The 16,705-nt window shown below is 61.8% G+C and carries 14 protein-coding genes, 1 tRNA gene and 1 pseudogene; 10 read left to right on the top strand and 6 right to left on the bottom strand.

Features of this window, described 5'->3' with window-relative positions; genetic code table 11:
• Nucleotides 1-36: 36 nt before the first annotated feature.
• The 4 genes from X735_RS158250 (at nt 37) to X735_RS158265 (ending at nt 3,789) form a co-directional block, all read left to right on the top strand.
• Nucleotides 37-843 (top strand): 4-pyridoxolactonase, encoded by an 807-nt coding sequence (locus tag X735_RS158250; RefSeq protein WP_023809925.1) that lies wholly within the window; start codon nt 37-39, stop codon nt 841-843.
• Nucleotides 844-868: 25 nt separating this feature from the next.
• Nucleotides 869-2,047 (top strand): alanine--glyoxylate aminotransferase family protein, encoded by a 1,179-nt coding sequence (locus X735_RS158255; protein WP_023809924.1) that lies wholly within the window; start codon nt 869-871, stop codon nt 2,045-2,047.
• Nucleotides 2,048-2,080: 33 nt separating this feature from the next.
• A complete protein-coding gene (locus X735_RS158260; RefSeq protein ID WP_023809923.1) occupies nt 2,081-2,827 on the top strand; it encodes an SDR family NAD(P)-dependent oxidoreductase in 747 nt (248 codons plus the stop codon).
• A 125-nt stretch (nt 2,828-2,952) separates the two neighbouring features.
• Complete coding sequence (locus tag X735_RS158265; protein ID WP_023809922.1) at nt 2,953-3,789, top strand: sulfite exporter TauE/SafE family protein; 837 nt, start codon at nt 2,953-2,955, stop codon at nt 3,787-3,789.
• Between the two features lie 21 nt (nt 3,790-3,810).
• Here the strand turns inward: X735_RS158265 and X735_RS158270 are convergent, their stop codons facing one another.
• Together X735_RS158270 and X735_RS158275 are read right to left on the bottom strand one after the other, a co-directional pair.
• Nucleotides 3,811-5,160, bottom strand: a complete 1,350-nt coding sequence (locus X735_RS158270) for an HlyD family type I secretion periplasmic adaptor subunit (RefSeq protein WP_023809921.1) — start codon at nt 5,158-5,160, stop codon at nt 3,811-3,813.
• Nucleotides 5,157-6,926 carry a type I secretion system permease/ATPase gene (locus X735_RS158275; protein WP_023809920.1) on the bottom strand — a complete coding sequence of 590 codons (1,770 nt, stop codon included), beginning with the start codon at nt 6,924-6,926 and terminating at the stop codon, nt 5,157-5,159. Before X735_RS158275 ends, X735_RS158270 begins: the two co-directional genes overlap by 4 nt.
• Nucleotides 6,927-7,416: 490 nt before the next feature.
• Here X735_RS158275 and X735_RS1000000168655 point away from each other — a divergent pair.
• Nucleotides 7,417-7,588 (top strand): annotated as a pseudogene (locus X735_RS1000000168655) (IS21-like element helper ATPase IstB); the annotation flags it as partial.
• A 495-nt stretch (nt 7,589-8,083) separates the two neighbouring features.
• Nucleotides 8,084-10,186 carry a hypothetical protein gene (locus X735_RS158280; RefSeq protein ID WP_023809919.1) on the top strand — a complete coding sequence of 701 codons (2,103 nt, stop codon included), beginning with the start codon at nt 8,084-8,086 and terminating at the stop codon, nt 10,184-10,186.
• 333 nt (nt 10,187-10,519) lie between these two features.
• Here X735_RS158280 and X735_RS158285 read toward each other — a convergent pair whose 3' ends face one another.
• Complete coding sequence (locus tag X735_RS158285) at nt 10,520-11,161, bottom strand: response regulator transcription factor (protein WP_023809918.1); 642 nt, start codon at nt 11,159-11,161, stop codon at nt 10,520-10,522.
• A gap of 98 nt (nt 11,162-11,259) precedes the next feature.
• Between X735_RS158285 and X735_RS158290 the strand changes: the two genes are divergently transcribed.
• Both X735_RS158290 and X735_RS1000000169240 read left to right on the top strand, forming a co-directional pair.
• Nucleotides 11,260-11,469: a hypothetical protein gene (locus tag X735_RS158290; protein ID WP_023809917.1), complete on the top strand. Its 210-nt coding sequence runs from the start codon at nt 11,260-11,262 to the stop codon at nt 11,467-11,469.
• Nucleotides 11,470-11,739: 270 nt separating this feature from the next.
• A complete protein-coding gene (locus tag X735_RS1000000169240; RefSeq protein WP_196815309.1) occupies nt 11,740-12,189 on the top strand; it encodes a hypothetical protein in 450 nt (149 codons plus the stop codon).
• 377 nt (nt 12,190-12,566) lie between these two features.
• Here the strand turns inward: X735_RS1000000169240 and X735_RS158305 are convergent.
• Nucleotides 12,567-12,643, bottom strand: a tRNA-Met gene (locus X735_RS158305).
• A gap of 240 nt (nt 12,644-12,883) precedes the next feature.
• Here X735_RS158305 and X735_RS158310 point away from each other — a divergent pair.
• Nucleotides 12,884-13,849: a Gfo/Idh/MocA family oxidoreductase gene (locus tag X735_RS158310; protein ID WP_023809914.1), complete on the top strand. Its 966-nt coding sequence runs from the start codon at nt 12,884-12,886 to the stop codon at nt 13,847-13,849.
• A 40-nt stretch (nt 13,850-13,889) separates the two neighbouring features.
• Here X735_RS158310 and mnmA read toward each other — a convergent pair whose 3' ends face one another.
• Complete coding sequence (gene mnmA, locus X735_RS158315; RefSeq protein ID WP_023809913.1) at nt 13,890-15,080, bottom strand: tRNA 2-thiouridine(34) synthase MnmA; 1,191 nt, start codon at nt 15,078-15,080, stop codon at nt 13,890-13,892.
• A 288-nt stretch (nt 15,081-15,368) separates the two neighbouring features.
• On the opposite strand from mnmA, the gene X735_RS158320 reads away from it, so the two are divergent.
• Nucleotides 15,369-15,644 carry a DUF1153 domain-containing protein gene (locus X735_RS158320; protein ID WP_013529904.1) on the top strand — a complete coding sequence of 92 codons (276 nt, stop codon included), beginning with the start codon at nt 15,369-15,371 and terminating at the stop codon, nt 15,642-15,644.
• 64 nt (nt 15,645-15,708) lie between these two features.
• On the opposite strand, the gene X735_RS158325 is transcribed toward X735_RS158320, so the two are convergent.
• Nucleotides 15,709-16,635, bottom strand: a complete 927-nt coding sequence (locus X735_RS158325; protein WP_023809912.1) for an NADP-dependent oxidoreductase — start codon at nt 16,633-16,635, stop codon at nt 15,709-15,711.
• Nucleotides 16,636-16,705: the final 70 nt, after the last annotated feature.

Raw genomic sequence — 16,705 nt, 5'->3', positions numbered from 1 at the left:
GCGCGGACGGGACCCGCGCCAATAAAGGAGGCAAGAATGTCGGATACCAAGGTCTACCTGCTCGACGGCGGCTCGCTCGTTCTCGACGGCTATCATGTGTTCTGGAATCGCGGCCCTGGCGGTGAAGTGCGCTTCCCCGTCTATTCGATCCTGATCGAGCATGCCGAGGGTCGGTTCCTCATCGACACCGGCTACGACTACGACCACGTGATGAAGGTGCTGCCGTTCGAAAAGCCGATCCAGGAAAAGCACCAGACCATCCCCGGCGCCCTGGCGCTGCTCGGCCTTGAGCCGAAGGACATCGACGTCGTCGTCAACTCGCATTTCCACTTCGATCATTGCGGCGGCAACAAGTATTTTCCGCATGCCAAGAAGATCTGTCATCGGACCGAGGTGCCGCAGGCCTGCAATCCCGAGCCCTTCGAACATCTCGGCTATTCCGACCTGAGCTTTTCGGCGGAGGCTGCCGAAGCGCGTGGCGCGACCGCACAATTGCTTGCGGGAACGACACGGGCGAATTCGACCTTCGAAGGCATCGATGGCGACGTCGAGCTTGCCAGGGGTGTCCGGCTGATCTCGACGCCCGGTCATTCGATCGGCCATTACAGCCTGCTGGTAGAGTTCCCCAAGCGCAAGCCGATCATGTTCACCATCGACGCGGCCTATACGCAAAAGAGCCTTGAAACGCTGTGCCAGGCGGCCTTCCACATCGATCCGGTGGCGGGCGTCAATTCGATGCGCAAGGTGAAGAAACTCGCCGAGGACCATGGCGCCGAGTTGATGTACTCGCACGACATGGACAACTTCAAGACCTACAGGACCGGCACGCAATTCTACGGCTGACCGCCTGCAATCGGGAGACAAGACGATGCGCTATCTCGAACACGCCGATCCGGTCATCACCCTGACCGCGGGGCCGGTGAACGCCTATGCCGAAGTGCTGCGCGGCCTCGGTCGCACGGTGCTCTACGACTACGACCCGGCGTTCCAGCTTTTTTACGAGGGTGTGGTCGACAAGGCGCAAAAGGCGATGCGGCTGTCGAACAAGCCGGTCATCCTGCATGGCGAGCCGGTGCTTGGCCTGGAGGCCGCCGCGGCCTCGCTGATCACGCCGGACGATGTCGTGCTCAACCTTGCCTCGGGAGTCTACGGCAAGGGCTTTGGCTATTGGGCGAAGCGCTATTCGCCACATCTGCTCGAGATCGAGGTGCCCTACAACGAGGCGATCGATCCGCAGGCGGTCGAGGCAATGCTGAAGGCGCATCCGGAGATCACCGTCGTTTCCGTCTGCCACCACGACACGCCGTCCGGCACCATCAATCCGATTGACGCCATCGGCGCGCTGGTCTCAGCCCATGGCGGTTACCTCATCGTCGATGCCGTCTCGTCCTTTGGCGGCATGAAGACGCATCCCGAGGATTGCAAGGCCGATATCTATGTCACTGGCCCGAACAAATGCCTGGGCGCGCCTCCCGGCCTCACGATGATGGGTGTCAGCGAGCGGGCCTGGGCCAAGATGAAGGCCAATCCTCTGGCGCCGCGCGCGTCGATGCTCAGCATCGTCGACTGGGAGCATGCGTGGTCGCGGGACAAGCCGTTTCCATTCACGCCGTCGGTCTCGGAGATCAACGGGCTCGATGTCGCGCTCGACCTCTATCTCAATGAGGGACCGGAGGCTGTGTGGGGGCGCCATGCACTCACCGCCAAGGCCATGCGCGCCGGCGTTGCCGCGATGGGTCTGTCGATCTGGGCTGCCAGCGACAGCATCGCGTCGCCGACCACGACCGCTGTCCGCACGCCCGAAGGCATCGACGAGAAGGCGCTTCGCCAGGCCGCGCGCGCCCGCTACGGCGTGGTGTTTTCGTCTGGCCGCGGCGAAACCTTGGGCAAGCTGACACGCATCGGCCACATGGGTCCGACCGCCCAGCCGATCTATGCGATCGCGGCGCTCACGGCGCTTGGCGGCGCCATGAACGCGGCCGGCCAGAAACTGGCGATCGGCAAGGGTATCGACGCGGCGCTGGCCGTGATCGACGCCGACGCCTGAACAGACATCACCACGGATTGAGGGAGCATTTTCATGACTGAACGGCTTGCGGGAAAGACGGCCCTGGTTACAGGCGCCGCGCAGGGTATCGGCAAGGCGATCGCAACGCGGCTGGCCGCCGACGGGGCAACCGTCATCGTCAGCGACATCAATGCCGAAGGCGCCGGGGTGGCGGCCGCGACGATAGGCGGGAAGGCGAGGGCGATCGCCGCGGACATTTCCGATTCGGCATCCGTCAAGGCGCTCTTCGCCGAAATCCAGACCCTGACCGGAGGCATCGACATCCTGGTCAACAATGCCAGCATCGTGCCGTTCGTCGCCTGGGACGATGTCGATCTCGACCATTGGCGCAAGATCATCGACGTCAATTTGACCGGCACCTTCATCGTCAGCCGCGCCGGTACGGACCAGATGCGTGCGGCAGGCAAGGCCGGACGGGTGATCAGCATCGCATCCAACACCTTCTTTGCCGGCACGCCGAACATGGCGGCCTATGTCGCGGCCAAGGGTGGCGTCATCGGTTTCACCAGGGCGCTCGCCACCGAGCTTGGCAAATACAACATCACCGCCAATGCGGTGACGCCCGGCCTCATCGAGAGCGACGGCGTCAAGGCGAGCCCGCACAACGAGGCGTTCGGCTTCGTCGAGATGCTTCAGGCCATGAAAGGCAAAGGGCAGCCGGAACATATCGCCGACGTGGTTTCGTTCCTGGCCTCCGACGATGCGCGCTGGATCACTGGCCAGACGCTCAATGTCGACGCCGGGATGGTGCGCCACTAACCAAAAGCGCATTCCAAAAACGCTATGACCCTTCTGGGCGACCTGCATTTTTTGGGTCGCAACAGCGGGAGCGCGGCCGTGCCCGCAAGGCCGTGCCGCAAATAGCCAATCAAGGAAAAATCACGGTGGACTTCGGATTCGACACGTCGGTTTTCGACGGGCTGACGATTGCAATGCTGGTCGCCGGCCTGGCCATGACCGGAATGGCCTCCGGCGTGCTCGCCGGTCTGCTGGGGGTCGGCGGCGGCATCGTCATCGTCCCGGTGCTGTTCTGGGTGCTTAGCCTGTTCCACTTTTCGCCTGCTGTGATCAGCCATCTGGCGGTCGCGACCTCGCTCGCGGTCATCATCCCCACCTCGATCTCGTCGATGCGGTCGCACAACAGGCGCGGCAATGTCGATCGGCCTCTGCTCACTCTGTGGGGACCGGCCATTTTCGCCAGTGCCCTCGTCGGCGGCATCATGTCGAAATTCATCCCGGGCGCCGGCTTGCGGCTGGTCTTCGGCGTCGTCGGCCTGCTGGTGGCCGTCAACATGGCGCTGCCGAAGCACCTCGTGATCTCCGATCACCTGCCGCAAAGCGGCTGGATCAACCGCGCGATCGCTGCTGTGATCGGCTTTGTCTCTTCGCTGATGGGAATTGGCGGCGGCACGCTCTCGGTGCCGACGCTTTCCAGTTTTTCCTTTCCGGTGCATCGTGCCGTCGGCACATCGTCGGCGCTTGGCCTGCTTATCGCGCTTCCGGCAGTGGCCGGCTTCATCTGGTCGGGTCTTGAAATCGCCGGCAGGCCTCCGCTCAGCCTGGGTTACGTCAGCCTGCCGGCGGTTGCCATCATAGCGCCGGTGAGCTTTCTGTTTGCACCCTTGGGCGCAAGGCTCGCCCACGCGCTCAATCCGCGCTACCTGAAACTTGCCTTTGCGTTCTTCCTGGCGATCACGGCCGGGCGAATGTTGCTTTCCTGAATCCGGTTCAGCGGCCTACGGCTATTTTTCCCGCATGGCCCGGCGGAAGTTCTGCGTGATCGGCTCGGCGAGGTAGGAAAGCACGGTGCGGGCACCTGTCCGGATCATCGTCTCGCTCGACATGCCGGGCAGTAGCTTGCGGCCCTCCAGCTTGGCGAGTTCGCTCTTGTCGATCAAAACGGTCGCGGCGAAATAAGGTGCCCCGCTGCGCTCCTCAACCATGCGGTCAGCCGACACGATCTCCACGACGCCCTCGAGCGGCGGCAGGTTGTAGCGAGCGAACGCCGGGAAGCTGACGCGCGCGGGCTGTCCGGGGGCGATCGTCTCGACATCCTCCGGCTTGACCATGGCTTCGACCACGAGTTGCTGTCCGAGCGGCACGATCGTCATCAATGTCTCACCGGGTTTCACGACGCCGCCTGCCGTATGGACCTTCAGGTCCATGACGATGCCGTCAACCGGTGCGGCGACGTTGGTGCGGTCAAGCACGTCCCTGGCGGAGCGCTCCTGCTGTCCGAGGTCGAACAACTCCGCCTCGACCTTGCTCAACTCATCGACGGCCTGGTTCAGCCGCACTGTGTTGAGGTTCAGGATCTGCATATCAATCTCGGCCATGGCGCTTCCGGCACGGGCGATTGCGGCAATGTTGGTAGCGCGCTCCCCTTCGATCTCCCGCTGTTGGCGTCTGAGCAACAGGTTCCGTTCGCGGGTGGTCAGCCCTTTCTTGAGCAGACCCTCAAGGTCTTTGCTTTCGCCCTCGATTGCCTCGATCTGCTTGTCTTCGGTGACGATAAGCTGCTCCAGTCCCGTTATCTCTTCCTCGACCTGGTGACGGCGCTGGCCGAGAATTTCCCGCTCGTCCTTCAGATTGTGGTGCTTCGCGGCAAACACGTCACGCTGTGCTGCCACCGCGTCCTTCACGGCGGTGGCGGGGTTTGCGAGCAACGCCGGATTGAACTCGATCTCGGCCTTGCCGTCGCGCTCGGCCCTGAGACGGGCGGCCAGCGCCTCACGCGTTGCTATCCGGTTCTGGATCAGGTCGAGCTGCGCCTTTGCCTGCGTGTCGTCGAGCCGGACGAGGATCTTGCCCGCCTTGACGATATCCCCGTTGGCGGCGTTCAACTCCGCGATGATGCCGCCCTCGAGGTGCTGGATGAGCTTGCGGTCGCCGGCGACCTTGATAACGCCCGGCGCCACAGCGGCGCTGTCCAACGGCGCCAGCGCCGCCCAACCCCCGGCCACGCCGAAGAACAGGAACATGATCGCGAACCCGGTGCAGGTCACGCCGGTGAGACGCAGCGGCACCGGTTCCAGCAGCGAGGGCGGAGGAAGGGGTAGCGGCACGACGTTCAATCCGGGGGGGCGGCTCATGCTTCCTTGACCTCTTTGATTTCCTTGACCACTTCAAGGGCTGGCAACTGGGCCGCTTTGGGCAGATGGGCCACCTTGCTGACACGGTTGGCGAGTTCGTTGAAGACATGGTCGCGCGGCCCGAAGAGATCTTGCTGACCTCTGTTGAGCACCAGTATCTTGTCTATCTTGTCCAAAAGGTTGGGGCGGTGCGCGATCAGGATAACGGTTGTGTTCGTGGCCTTGGCCACGCCGAGAGCAGCAATCAATGCCTCCTCGCCCTCTCTGTCGAGGTTGGAATTGGGTTCGTCGAGGATAAGCAGCGCGGGGTCGCCGTAGAGTGCCCGCGCCAGCCCGATGCGCTGGCGCTGCCCGCCTGACAGGACGGCGCCGGATTCGCCGATCTCGGTGGCGTAACCCTTCGGCAGTCCCTTGATCAGTTCGTGGACTCCTGCCAACTGCGCGGCCTCGACCACCTTGTTGAAGACCGCCGGGTTGAGCGTCGCGAAGCGGCAAATATTTTCGGACACGGTGCCGGCGAAGAGTTCGATGTCCTGCGGTAGGTAGCCGACATGACGGCCACGGTCTTCCGCCGCCCATTGGGCAACATCCGTTCCGTCCAGCAAGGCGCGCCCCGCGGACGGGCGCCAGGCACCGGCGAGTATGCGCGCCAGGCTCGTCTTGCCAGCCCCGCTCGGACCGATCAACGCCATCGCTTCACCCGGCTCGAGGCGGAAGTTGATGCCTTTCAGGATATGTTCGCCACCCTGTCGGGCAAGCACAATGTTCTCGGCCTCGAACCTGCCTTTCGGTCGTGGTAGCGGCAGAACCGGTGTGGATTCCCGGTGCTGTCCGGCGACAGCGGTGAGACGCCGATAGGCGGCACGCGCTCCGAGCGTCGCCTTCCATGTGCCGATGGCTTGCTCGACCGGTGACAATGCGCGGCCCATCAGGATCGAGGCGGAGATCATGATACCGGGCGAGGCCTCGTTGCGAAGTACCAGATAGGCGCCGAGGCCGAGTATCGCCATTTGCAGGGCCAGCCGGTGACAACGCGCGATAGCCGCGATGGCCCCACCCCGGTTGGCGGCAAGAACCTGTCCTCTGTTTGCCTCGTCCTGCTGTGCCTTCCAGCCCTCCATCAGTGGCTTCAGCATACCCATCGCCTGGACGACCTCGGCGTTGCGGATCGCCGCCTCGGCCTGCACATAGGCCCGCGACTGCGCACCCGAAGCCTCGGTCAAGGGCTTTCGCGTGACGTATTCGTTGAGCAGCGCCAAAGCGAACAGGACGATCCCGCCGCCCAGCGCCAGCCAACCCAGCCAAGGGTGCATGACGAATATGGCAGCGAAAAACAGCGGCGCCCAAGGAGCGTCGAGGATCGGGAAGACGCTCGGGCTGGTGCAAAAATTCCGCACCTGGTCCAGATCGCGCAATGCACGGGCGTTGGCCTGGCCGGGCGCCGAGGCGGCGTATTCCACCGATGCAGTCAGCAGAACCGGTCCCAGCCGCGCATTCATCCAGGAACCGACCTTGGCCAGAAGACGCCCGCGTATTACTTCCAACCCGGCGAGCGTCCCGAGCGCGGCCGCCGCCATCAGCGAAAGCATCACCAGCGTCTCCAGGCTATGGCTGCCGAGCACGCGGTGGTAGACCTGGAGCATGTAAAGCGCCCCGGTCAGCATCAGCACGTTGATGCCTCCGCTGAACCAGATCAGCGGCCGAATGGCGCGTTTGACCTCTTTCATCACTACCTGCAGGGCAGGGGGCTGTTGCTTGGTTTTCATCGCTATTTCTCTGGTGTGCGGAGTGACATCCGGCGCAAGGGATTGCAGTTAGTCCAGCCATAAGTTGCTATGGTGAGTGCCATCGAGATTCCCCCCTTTTTGAACGCATCAAGAAAAGGGGATCCCCCCAGATGCCCTACCCGAGTGCATCCGCTGGCGCGCTGACGCGCTGAACTGCGGCCTTTGATCCTCGATTGTGTCGCCGCCGACGAGGAGGCGTCCATTCCCGGTTCGATAGTATTGAGATCAATGTCCGCACCTGATCGAACGATATATACCTTTCGATAGATCAGGCCGGCGCAGGCGCTGCGGCGGTTATCACGGCCGATGCCATCACGCGGCTTTCCGGCCCCTTTGCCAGCTTCATGTCGATGCCAGTTGAAAAGTGCTGGTGTCAGAGGAGGCCCGTTCCTGGACGCGCAGCGCCTTTGCCATGCGCCATGCCCAGGCCAGCTCCGCCCGGCTGCCGAGGTGCAGCTTCTCGTAAACGTGGTATAGGTGCAACGTCGTCGATCTGCTCAACCAGCTCAAGACCGAGTGTCGCGCCGACTATCTCACTCGCCTCGGCTTCGTCGTCCTCGATGAACTCGGATCGTCTCACGCATCACTGTGAGATCATCGAGACTGTCAATGAGTGCGGGCGCTTCAAGAACCGCGCCTGATCACCCAACACGGCCAAGCTCATCCGCGCTCGCCGGGCTGCGCAACCCGATAAGCTCCGGCGAGCGCTAAGCGACGTGCCCTACATAGAGGGCGACGCCGATCGGGCCAAGGCTTTTGACACATATGGTTTGCTCCGGCGCGGGCATTCACTACGGCGCTTCTCCGCCAGGTCAATATTCCCATTTACACTGACGACAGCAACCCTATCGAAAACGATATATATCGTTCGATATAGGTCAGAATACTACCAGACGGAAAGTTGACTTGCCATCCTTAGGCTGCGCCAAATTGACCCCTGAGCATCTGGGGTTTGTTAGCATTTCAAGTGGCATCTCAAGTGATGGCGGACGGGCAATCGTAGCTTTCCAAGCCTCCGGAACTTACGCACGTCAAGGCGTGCTCTGTTCCGGTTCTCGAAATCCACCATTTTCGGCGCGCCCTGACCTAATCCCAACTGACCCTGGAACAGCTCGATCACAATTGGGAGGAAGATTATGACTACGATTACCGCCACCAATCTCGTTCTCGACGAGCAGATCGGCGTACAGACCGTCACCGATGATAATGATGTCCTCCTCGACCAGACGCTGAGCGACGCGCTCACCGCTCTCGGCGTGCTTGGAATCAGTCCTACCGACCCCACGACAGGGTTCCCGCAGGTGGCTGTCAACACCGCCCTCCTTGACACAACCGGCGCGACCGATCTGGCGCTGTCGATTCCCGATGACGGCCCGGGCGGCACCACGAGCGGCCTCTTTACCGTCGGCGGTGTGGAAATCTTCCTCTACAATGAGGGCGGCATCATTTATGGACGCGAGGCCGACGGGAATGGTGACGCCGATCCCGCTGGCGCCTTGGCGTTCGCGGTTGCGCTTGACGAGACTGACCTGTCATCGGCGCAGATTTACCTCATTCAATACGAACCGCTGCAGCACAACGTTCCTGGTGATCCTCCTGTCATTGACGATGACGACATCCTGTCATTTGCCCAGGGCAAGATCACACTGGATGTAACGACCACTGAGCTCGTAACGACGTTTCAGGTGCTGGACTTCGCGTCGATCCCGTCAGGTAGCCCACAGGAGACACTCACGGTTGCGACAGCCGATCTCACTGACAATCACAGCGCCAAGTTTGATGGCATCATCTTCCCGGCAGGTGCAGTCACTGATCCGACGACCATCAACAAGAACCCCGGAACCAATGATGATCTGAATCCCGACGCCGTCGGCTTCGGTGTGAAGGGGGGCCAAGCCTCTCAGATGAATCAAAATGAGGGCTTCTTCGTCCAAGACGCGGCCTGGACTTCTGCCACTCCGGATGCGAACGAGATCGGCGGCATCAGGTTCGACGTCCAGGGCATAGGCGGCGTGAAGAGCGTCAACATCGAGTGGTGGACTGTCGATAATGGGATAGTTATTGAGCACGGGACCGACACAGTAACTTTACCTTCCGGCAGCGCCGTCTTTGAGAATTATACCATCGAGTCGGCGGATAGCGTCGATCAAATCTACGTTCGATTTACCTACGACACGAAGCAGAGCACCTCCGGTGTGCGCGTTGAGAACCTTGAAGTCGCGTTCCCATCATCGAGCGAGGTGACGGTCGTCAACCACGAGGATCTCGGGACGCACCTCGTGTTCGAGGATGCCGGGCCGACGTTCGACGGCATCACTGGTGATGCAACGCCGTTCCAGGTCGGATTGGCCGCCAATCAACAGGACACAGGGACGTTCGACCTTACTCCCGGAGCCGACGGCTCACACGTCACCATCACCCAATATACCGATCTCGGTGGCGCTGACATCGAGGAGATTCTCACCAACGACGGAACCACGCTGACGTACCGCGACGTGGCCACCGATACGGATCTTTACCAACTGAACGTGACCGACTCGGGATACACCTTCGACGTGCTCTTCACACCCCAGGGTGAGCAGTCCGACCTCAACTTCAATGCGGTCAAGTCGGGCGGTCCCCAGGAGACCTTGACAGTACCCACGGTGGATAACACCGGCAGCATCGTCTTTGACGGCCTGATCTTCAACGCTACGCCCGCAGCGGGCGCGACCGAGGCAGCCTTTGTGCCGTTCAACACCACTCCACTGGGAGGCCCGACTGTAGCGGCTGACGACCTTAACCCCGATGCAGTTGGTTTCGGCGTGAAAGGCGGTCAGGCTTCGCAGATCAATAACAACGAGGGCTTCACCTTCTCCACTGCGGACGGGTCTGACATCAACAATCTAACCTTCGCGGTCGCAGGAATTGGAAACATCAACGCCATCACCGTAGAATCGTGGCTTTACGACGATGGCGGCAATCTGATCGATCACACCATCGAAAACGTTACTGGCTTGCGCTCGGGCAATCAGACCGTGACCATCGATGACGATGGTGGGCAAGCCTTCGACACGGCCTACGTTCAGTTCCACGTCGGCGGTGCCAACTCGGGTGTTCGCATCCTCGACTTCTCGACGAGCATCGAGGGCCCAGTTGACGATCAGCCGTTCGAATTCACTCTGGCAAACACCGACCTCGACGGGGATGCTGCTACGCAAACACTGAGCATCCTCGCAAGCCAGGACTTCATCGTTTGATGACGTTCTCGCAGCCTTCATTAGCTTCAACGCAGACGATCCGGCCCCTTCGAGGGGCCGGACGTTCAAGACACCAAGGCTCTGGACTCAAACTAGGCGACATGCAAAGCGGCGGCTTGCGGTGTATGCTGTGGCGGCTTTCCGACAACCAGCCTCTTTGGCTGAAGGAACCGGAGGAGGGGAGAGCCAGCAACCGCCAAGCCAATCTCCAATGCCCCGGTTATCAGGCGGGTCGGACCGAGAGCAGGCTGTCGCAATCGCGGCCGATGCCATCGCGCGGCTTTCCGGCCCGCTGCCGGCCTCACGTCGATGCCCGTTAAAAAAGTGCTGCTTTCAGAGGAGGCCCGTTCCTGGGGGGGGGGCGAGGCTTTTGCCGTGCGTCATCCAGGCCAGTTCCGCCCGGCCGCCGAGGTGCAGCTTCTCGTAGACGTGATGCAGGTGCATCTTCACCGTGCCTTCGGATAAATGCAGCCGCTGCGCGATGGTCTTGTTGCGCAGCCCGCGCGAGACGAGATCGGCGATCTCGGTCTCCCGCCCGGTCAGCCGGGACATTGGCTGCGGCTGCGACCCGGGCATCAGCAGTTGCTGGACGATCTTGTTGTCGATCCACTTCTTGCCCGCCGCCACCGCATTCACGCATTCGATGAGAAAGCGGTGGCTGATGCCGTCCAGAAACAGGCCGTCGACGTCGAGCGTCTGTATCTCCTTGACATCGAGCCTGCCGGTTGGCTGCACGATGAAGATGATGCCGAGAGCGCTGTTGCCGGCCTTCAGCCGTGAGGAGAGACCTGATGTCTGCTGGTCCGCGAGATCCACGCCCACGATGACGATATCAGGTTGATGGCGCTCCACATGAGCGAGAACGTCCACAGGGCGGCGGCACTGGGCGACAACATCGTGCCCAGCCTTCTGCAACACCCACTCCAGACCGGCGAGATACACCCCCCGCGGGTCGGCGACAACCAAAGTCGACATACCAACACCGTCCGAAAAAAACGCAACGAACTTGGTTAAACACCCGTTAAATCAGGAAACCAGAGCGTAGGCATATTGTCAAGTAACAGCTAATATACATGTTGCTATATCCGCGACGGGCCGGGGAGCAACCAAAGCCCTGGTTCCGGAAGGAACTGTCGGAGATTAAGCTTGTTCGTCGGATCGGCAAGGTGCGCGATGTCGGCCGCAAGATGCTGGACAAGTCGACCGACCGGCATGCCCAATGCTATCGCGACCGGGTGACGACCGGCCCGCTCAGCGACGGCCAGGGGGGCAGCGCTGCATGACTGCCTTACAGTTGCGACTCGTTGAGCCTGCGGTCGGGAGGTTCCGATCTCACTGGCCCGCGGTATCGCGTTGGCGGTGCAGCGCCTATCAGGTCGCGTGTGAGTGGCTGCTGCTCAGGTCTAGAACGTCGACGCCGACCGACTTCCGCACGAGCCAGGCCGGCATGAGTTCCCGGACAACCGATTTGAGATAATCAACCATGGGCAACGCATGTTGCCTTCTGCGGGTTCCGTATCACCGCCATCCCTCGCAGTTCAGAGCCCGAGGGTTTGGCCCGCTTCAATCTGAAGGAAATCTGCCGACGAATTCCGGAACACAGCGTCCTGGAACGCGGCGACGGCAGAGCCATGGGTGACATCGACCAGCACGGTCGCCGCAGCTTCAACTTTGTCGGCCGCTTCGTCGACCTTGTCGAATCGCATCATCATTCGATCATGGAGCATCGAAAGCCGGGCCGCGTGGTAAAGCACGCTGCGTTTGTGATAATCCGAGTCCAAGGGTTCGAACAGCATTGTCATTTGGGGCTATCGTTCTCGTTTGGCGGCCTCGACCAGACGCCGAATCCTGCCGGACCGTTCGATGCTTTGGGCCACCATCTTTTCCGCGCGTTCAATCGCGAGTTCGGCCCGTTCGATCCGCGGCTTGGCGGCTTGGCATTGGCGACATCGGACGCAATCCCGATTCCGTGGGGTTTGATGGTGTTCATCATGAGTTTGTAACCCACCGAGGGCGGAATCGTTCCTTGACCGGCCAAGTAGCCCTGTCGGCCGACGTGGGGGATTCTCTTGACGATGTCAGCACCCTCGACCATCGGCAAGCCATGCACGTGGGCAAGCAGCATGCCTAGCGCGCCGTCCAACGAAGCGCAGGCCAACACGAGGTCGAACATTATCTCCGGTGCCTGGCCTTCAACACACGGTCTATATTTCGCTCATCGAAAAGGGGTTCAGGTCGCATCCATGTCGCGTGGACCTGCCGATAGTTGCAGGAAACCCTTGGAAATCAACGGTAGTCATTTGCAACATGGTGCGACTTGAGAATGGCAAAGAAGGCGCGCTAGATGACGCCTAAACGCCTAAATTTATTTGAAGAAATTTGGTAGCGGGAGAGGGACTTGAACCCCCGACCCCAGGATTATGATTCCCGTGCTCTAACCAACTGAGCTACCCCGCCAGGGCGGCGAAAGGCCCGAAATCCGCCTCAAATCGAAAGGCATGTCGGAGGCGTTCGCCAAGGTCGCGCGGATATAAGGTTGGGAGGGTGAGCCTGTCAAGCTTCGAAGCAACCGGCTTGCCGGCTTATCGTCATTATCGAAAAGCTTTGCCGTGCGGACATTTGGTTGCCGCCGCCGGGGTTGAGTTCGAAGGGGCACGTCGCTATGTCTCGGCCAAGAGTTTTTAGAGTTTGAAACAGATGAAGCCGCGCATAGCAGTCCTCGGTTGCGGATACTGGGGCAGCAACCACATCCGCACTCTCAAGGCGCTCGGCGCGCTGTACGCGGTCTCCGACACCAACCGGGCCCGCGCAGAAGGCTTCGCCAGTGAGCAGGACTGCCTGGCGATCGAGCCGGACCAGTTGTTCGTCCGTGACGATATCGACGCCATCGTCATGGCACTGCCGCCGCAATTCCATGCCGACCTTGCCGTGCGTGCCGTCGAGGCCGGCAAGGAGGTGCTGGTGGAAAAGCCGATCGCGCTGACGGTTGCCGATGCCGAGCGTGCGGTGCGGGCGGCCAAGGACAATGGCCGCGTCTTCATGGTCGGCCATGTCCTGCGGTTCCACCCCGCTTTCGAGACGCTGAAAGGGCTCATCGACAAGGGCGAACTCGGCGAAGTCCGCTACATCCACTCGCACCGGCTCGGCCTCGGCAAGTTCCACACAGAGAACGACGCGCTGTGGGACCTGGCGCCGCACGATCTGTCGATGATCCTGGCGATCACCGGCACAGAGCCGATCGAGGTGCGCGGCGAGGGGGCCGCGCTGCTCGACAGTCTCAGCGACTTCGCCCATCTGCACATGCGCTTTCCCAACGGCCTGCGCAGCCATCTCTTCACCTCGCGTCTCAATCCCTATCGCGAGCGGCGGCTCACCGTGGTCGGCACCAAGGCGATGGCGGTGTTCGACGATGTCGAGCCATGGGAACGCAAGCTTGCCGTCTACCGCCACGCGGTGTGGCAGGACAGCGGCCAATGGGCCTTCACCACCAATGAGCCATCCTATGTCGCGGTTGCCCAGGGCATGCCGCTGACACGCGAGCTGGAGCATTTCATCCAGTGCATCGAGACGCGTGCCGAACCGCGTACCAGCGGCGAGGAAGCGATCAGGGTGCTGCGCATCCTGACCGCCGGCACGGTCACCCACACCAAGTCGAATTCCTGAAGCGCGGATTATTCGGCGGGTATCTTATTCGGCAGGTATCTTATTCGGCAGGTATCTGGGCCGGCCTGGCGGCAAGCCGGGTCAGCATCGCCTCGGCCTCGGCGCCACGCTCCGAACGCTCGATGAAGCCGCCGCCGAACACGCGAGCTTCGTTGCCGTCATCGGAGTAGAGCACGCAGGCCTGGCCCGGCGCGATGCCGGACTCGCCGTCGATCAGTTCCACCCATGTGGCACCGGCACGATGATGCAGCACGGCCGGGCGCGGCGGCCGCGTCGAGCGGACCTTGGCGAACAGCTCCAGGCCGCCAGCAGGGACGTCTGTGAGCGGTCCGTCGCCCAGCCAGTTCATGTTGCGCAGATAGATCTTGTGCGTCTCCAGCGCCTCGCGCGGGCCAACCACGACGCGAGCGCGGTCGGCATCGAGGTGGACGACGTAAAGCGGCTCGCCGGAAGCGATGCCGATGCCACGGCGCTGGCCGATCGTGTAGCGCAGGATGCCCTCATGGCGGCCGAGCACGCGGCCGTCGATGTGGACGATGTCGCCCGGATTGGCGGCGGTTGGCTTCAGCTTGGCGATGATGTCGGAATACTTGCCCTGCGGCACGAAGCAGATGTCCTGACTGTCCTGCTTGGCGGCAACCGCCAGCCCCATCTCCTCGGCAATGGCGCGAACCTGAGGCTTCGGCAGGCCGCCAAGGGGAAAGCGCAGATAATCGATCTGTGCCTGCGTGGTGGCGAACAGGAAATAACTCTGGTCACGGTCGGCGTCGACCGGCCTGTAGAGCGCGCGGTGGGCGCCGTTGGCGCCGGAACGGATGTAGTGGCCGGTGGCCAGCGCGTCGGCGCCGAGCTCCTTGGCGGTGGCCAGGAGGTCGGCGAACTTCACCGTCTGATTGCAGGAAACGCACGGGATCGGCGTCTCGCCGGCGACGTAGCTCTCGGCGAAGGGATCGATGACCGCCTTGCGGAAGCGTTCCTCGTAGTCGAGCACATAATGGGGGATGCCGAGCGTCTCGGAGACACGGCGGGCATCGTCGATGTCCTGCCCGGCGCAGCATGAGCCGGCCCGGTGCGTCGCCGCGCCGTGGTCGTAGAGCTGCAAGGTGACGCCGACGACGTCGTAGCCCTCACGTTTCAGCAGGCCGGCGACGACAGAGGAATCGACACCGCCCGACATGGCGACGACGATGCGGGTGTTTTCGGGACGTCCGGGAAGATCGAGACTGTTCATGATGCTTTCGTTCTGCACGGCGCCTCAATGCCAATGTCGAGAATATAGGTCAAGCTTTACCGGCGCGCCAGCGTGCAGGGCGATTCACCGGTTGCGTCCGATCTCCGCCAGGGGATGCATTTTCCCCGGCAAATCAGGGTTTGCGGGCAGATGTTTCAAATGCCGGCGAAAAGACTAACGCGGCGTTCATGATCCTTACCTAGTCATTAGGGTCTGCTTAGGCAATTTTTAAAGCTGTGGCGGTAACGTGGCGGGGATTGGGTCTTTGAGTTTTTTGTAGAGAGTACGATGACCGATCTGGTTAGACCGAGAGTCAAATATGTTATCGGGCCTGACGGCAGCCCTCTTACGATTGCCGATCTGCCGCCGACCAATACACGTCGCTGGGTTATCCGGCGTAAGGCGGAAGTGGTTGCGGCCGTGCGCGGCGGGCTTTTGAGCCTGGACGAGGCATGCCAACGCTACAAGCTCACCACCGAGGAATTCCTGTCCTGGCAGGCGTCGATCGACGAATATGGCCTTGCCGGGCTGCGCACCACACGCATCCAGCAATACCGGCACTGACCATTGCGAATTTAGACGAAGGGCGCGGCTAACCCCGCGCCCTTCTGTTTTTCACCGTTCCCGCTCAGAGCGATAGCACAACCTTGCCGATCGGCTTGGTGGCGAGGAAGGCGTGAGCGGCCCCCGCATGGTCCAGCGGGAAGCTCTTCGCCACATGGACGGCAAGCTTGTTGGCATCGATCAACCGAGCCAGTTCCAGCAGGCCCTCACTGTCGGGCACGACGGACATACGCTCGACCCGAATGTCTCGCGCGCCGGCCTGGGCCCTTGTGTTGTCGCTGACATCGAGCAATGACACCAGCACGCCGCCACGCTTGAGCACCTTCAGCGAGCGTTGGGCGTGGTCGCCGCCCATTGGATCCAGCACCAGATCGATGTCGCGGATCTGATCGGTGAAATCGCCCTTGGTGTAGTCGATGACTTCGTCGGCGCCCAGTTTGCGGACGAAATCGAGCTTGCCCGGGCTGGCCGTGGCGACGACGTAGGCGCTGCGCGCCTTGGCGATCTGCACCGCCAGATGACCGACGCCGCCGGCTCCCGCATGCACCAATACGCGCCGATCCGATTTCAGTCTGCCGTGACGAACAAGCCCTTGCCAGGCGGTGAGGCCGGCCAGCGGCAAGGCGCCCGTCTGGAGGTGGTCCGCGCCCTTCGGCTTCAGTGCGATTTGATCGGCAGGCACGGCAGCCAGCTCGGCATAGGCCGCCGCCTGCTTGGGGAAGCGCGGCATGCCGAACACCTCGTCGCCGATCTTGAAGCCGGTGACGCCGGGGCCAAGTGCTTCGACAGTTCCCGAGATGTCCCAACCCAGGATGAAGGGCGGCTCGCCGAGCAAGGGGTAGTAGCCGGCACGGACGGCGCCGTCGACCGGATTGATGCCTGCGGCCTTGACGCGAACCAGCACTTCGCCGGCCTCTGGCGTGGGATCCGGCTGATCGGCGATGACAAGGACGTCGGGTCCGCCGACGGATTTCTGGATAACGGCACGCATTGAGATGTCTCCTGCTCGGTTGATGCCACTATCATTTGGATAGTAATAGTCTCTTGTCCAGTATGTACCT

Source organism: Mesorhizobium sp. L2C084A000, assembly GCF_000502875.1.
Taxonomy (GTDB): domain Bacteria; phylum Pseudomonadota; class Alphaproteobacteria; order Rhizobiales; family Rhizobiaceae; genus Mesorhizobium.
This window is presented reverse-complemented; position numbering and strand designations above follow the sequence as displayed.

Coding starts and splice junctions, on each gene's coding strand:
- X735_RS158250 (WP_023809925.1), top strand. CDS start 37: ATGTCGGATACCAAGGTCTACCTGCTCGACGGCGGCTCGCTCGTTCTC.
- X735_RS158255 (WP_023809924.1), top strand. CDS start 869: ATGCGCTATCTCGAACACGCCGATCCGGTCATCACCCTGACCGCGGGG.
- X735_RS158260 (WP_023809923.1), top strand. CDS start 2,081: ATGACTGAACGGCTTGCGGGAAAGACGGCCCTGGTTACAGGCGCCGCG.
- X735_RS158270 (WP_023809921.1), bottom strand. CDS start 5,160: ATGAGCCGCCCCCCCGGATTGAACGTCGTGCCGCTACCCCTTCCTCCG.
- X735_RS158275 (WP_023809920.1), bottom strand. CDS start 6,926: ATGAAAACCAAGCAACAGCCCCCTGCCCTGCAGGTAGTGATGAAAGAG.
- X735_RS158280 (WP_023809919.1), top strand. CDS start 8,084: ATGACTACGATTACCGCCACCAATCTCGTTCTCGACGAGCAGATCGGC.
- X735_RS158285 (WP_023809918.1), bottom strand. CDS start 11,161: ATGTCGACTTTGGTTGTCGCCGACCCGCGGGGGGTGTATCTCGCCGGT.
- X735_RS158290 (WP_023809917.1), top strand. CDS start 11,260: ATGTTGCTATATCCGCGACGGGCCGGGGAGCAACCAAAGCCCTGGTTC.
- X735_RS158310 (WP_023809914.1), top strand. CDS start 12,884: ATGAAGCCGCGCATAGCAGTCCTCGGTTGCGGATACTGGGGCAGCAAC.
- mnmA (WP_023809913.1), bottom strand. CDS start 15,080: ATGAACAGTCTCGATCTTCCCGGACGTCCCGAAAACACCCGCATCGTC.
- X735_RS158320 (WP_013529904.1), top strand. CDS start 15,369: ATGACCGATCTGGTTAGACCGAGAGTCAAATATGTTATCGGGCCTGAC.
- X735_RS158325 (WP_023809912.1), bottom strand. CDS start 16,635: ATGCGTGCCGTTATCCAGAAATCCGTCGGCGGACCCGACGTCCTTGTC.